Origin of the sequence: Streptomyces sp. NPDC056296, assembly GCF_042268605.1 — a bacterium.
Lineage (GTDB): Bacteria > Actinomycetota > Actinomycetes > Streptomycetales > Streptomycetaceae > Streptomyces.
The window spans coordinates 1-2,486 of the sequence record NZ_JBHJRX010000052.1 but is presented as its reverse complement, the minus strand read 5'-3'; the positions used below and the strand labels follow the sequence as shown (position 1 = coordinate 2,486).

Here is a 2,486-nt window from a genome sequence, read left to right as displayed (position 1 = left end):
GGATAGGGGGAGTGGGGTGGGGAGGGGGGGGGGGGGGTGGGGGTGGGTGGGGGGGGTGTGGTCGTTCTCGGGCCACCCCCCCCCCCCCCCACCCACCGCTCAGGGGGTGTGCCGGACGGCGTTCGCAAGGATCGCGTCGCGCATGTAGACGGCGAGGCCCGGCCCCGCGGCATCGATGTTTCGCGTGAAACGTTCGTCCGAGACGTACATCTCGCCCAGACAGGTGTGCATCTCGTACCCGCAGTCGTAGTGGTTGCGGGCGATCCCCTGCCGGTGGTCCTCGGCGGCGTCCATGGCCGCCTCGGAGTCGGCGGGCTCACCGGCCTCCATCAGGGCGACGAAGCGCCGGGTGAGCTCGTCGGCCTCGTCCTGGATGCGCTGCCAGTCCTCCTTGGTGTACGAGGCGGTCTTCTGCCGCGACTGGCGGTAGGCGTCGGTGTCGCCCCAGCGTTCCTGGACCTCCTCCTGGTACTCGTCGGGGTCGAAGTCGCCGAAGACCTCGAACTTCTCCTCGGGCGTGAGGTTGATGCCCATACTGCGTGCCTCCATGGCCTGTTCCACGGCCGCCGCCATCTTCTCCAGCTTCTCGATCCGGGCGGTCAGCAACTCGTGCTGGCGGCGCAGGTGCGCACGCGGGTCCGCGGCCGGGTCGTCGAGCAGGGCGGCGACCTCGTCGAGCGGGAAGCCGAGCTCGCGGTAGAACAGGACCTGCTGCAGCCGGTCGAGGTCGGCGTCGCCGTAGCGCCGGTGGCCCGCGTGGCTGCGCTCGCTGGGCACGAGCAGGCCGATGTCGTCGTAGTGGTGCAGGGTGCGCACCGTCACCGCGGCGAACCCGGCGACCTGTCCCACGGAGTAGCTCACTTCCGCTCCCTTCTCTGACGTCCTCCACGCTGCCGCCTCACGTGACGTGAGGTGCAAGCCCGGGTGCGGGGCACGGGCCTCGGACCTACCGTCGGTTGCATGCCATTGCACCAGGGCCCCCACGCGTCCCACGACGACGACCGCGCCCGGCGCCGGCTCGCCGTGAACCCGTTCCACGGTGCGACGAACCCGCTCGGCGGCATGACCGAGGCGCCGCCGGCCCACCGGCTCCCCGACTCGCCGCTGCCCCCGGAGACGGCGTACCGGCTGGTCCACGACGAGCTGATGCTGGACGGCAACGCACGCCTCAACCTGGCCACCTTCGTCACCACCTGGATGGAGCCGCAGGCCGGGGTACTGATGGGCGAGTGCCGGGACAAGAACATGATCGACAAGGACGAGTACCCGCGCACCGCCGACCTGGAGCGGCGCTGCGTGGCCATGCTCGCCGACCTGTGGCACGCGCCCGATCCGTCGGCGGTGGTGGGCTGTTCGACGACGGGGTCGAGCGAGGCCTGCATGCTGGCCGGTATGGCGCTGAAGCGGCGGTGGGCGCTGCGCAACGCCGACCGGTATCCGTCGAAGGACGTGCGGCCCAATCTCGTCACGGGCGTGAACGTCCAGGTCTGCTGGGAGAAGTTCTGCACCTTCTGGGAGGTGGAGGCGCGGCAGGTACCCATGGAGGGCGACCGCTTCCACCTGGATCCGCAGGCCGCCGCCGAGCTGTGCGACGAGAACACCATCGGCGTCGTCGGCATCCTCGGGTCCACCTTCGACGGGTCCTACGAGCCGATCGCCGACCTGTGCGCCGCCCTGGACGCCCTCCAGGAGCGGACCGGCCTCGAGGTCCCCGTGCACGTGGACGGAGCCTCCGGTGCCATGGTCGCGCCCTTCCTCGACGAGGACCTGGTGTGGGACTTCCGGCTGCCGAGGGTCGCCTCGATCAACACCTCGGGGCACAAGTACGGCCTGGTCTACCCCGGCGTCGGCTGGGCGCTGTGGCGGGACACGGACGCGCTGCCCGAGGAACTGGTCTTCCGGGTCAACTACCTGGGCGGCGACATGCCGACCTTCGCGCTGAACTTCTCCCGGCCCGGCGCGCAGGTGGTCGCGCAGTACTACACCTTCCTGCGGCTGGGCCGCGAGGGCTACCGGGCGGTGCAGCAGGCCTCGCGGGACATCGCGCGCGGGCTCGCCGAGCGGGTGGCGGCGCTCGGCGACTTCCGGCTGCTCACGCGCGGCGACCAGCTGCCGGTGTTCGCCTTCACGACGGCCGACGACGTGAGCGCGTACGACGTGTTCGACGTCTCCCGGCGGCTGCGGGAGGGCGGCTGGCTGGTGCCCGCGTACACCTTCCCGCCGCACCGCGAGGACCTGTCCGTGCTGCGCGTGGTGTGCCGCAACGGCTTCTCGGCCGACATGGCCGACCTGCTGGTGGCCGACCTGGAGCGGCTGCTGCCGGAGCTGCGGAGGCAGCCGGGGCCGCTGACCCGCGACAAGGGTGCGGCCACCGGCTTCCACCACTAGGGGCAATGCCGTTCGGTTAGTCGTCTGGCGGGCTTGGCGATGCGTTGATCTCGATGTGGACGGCGGTTCTGTGGGTTCGATGGTCGGTGTTGCGGCCG

2 protein-coding genes are annotated in these 2,486 nt (G+C 71.1%); one reads left to right on the top strand and one right to left on the bottom strand.

Features of this window, described 5'->3' with window-relative positions; genetic code table 11:
• Nucleotides 1-99: 99 nt before the first annotated feature.
• Nucleotides 100-861, bottom strand: coding sequence for a MerR family transcriptional regulator (locus ACFCZF_RS31205; RefSeq protein ID WP_376674476.1), 762 nt, complete (start codon nt 859-861; stop codon nt 100-102).
• Nucleotides 862-960: 99 nt separating this feature from the next.
• On the opposite strand from ACFCZF_RS31205, the gene ACFCZF_RS31200 reads away from it, so the two are divergent.
• The gene (locus ACFCZF_RS31200; RefSeq protein ID WP_376674475.1) at nt 961-2,388 is read left to right on the top strand and encodes a glutamate decarboxylase; all 1,428 of its coding nucleotides are present in this window, start codon (nt 961-963) and stop codon (nt 2,386-2,388) included.
• The last annotated feature ends 98 nt before the right edge of the window (nt 2,389-2,486 follow it).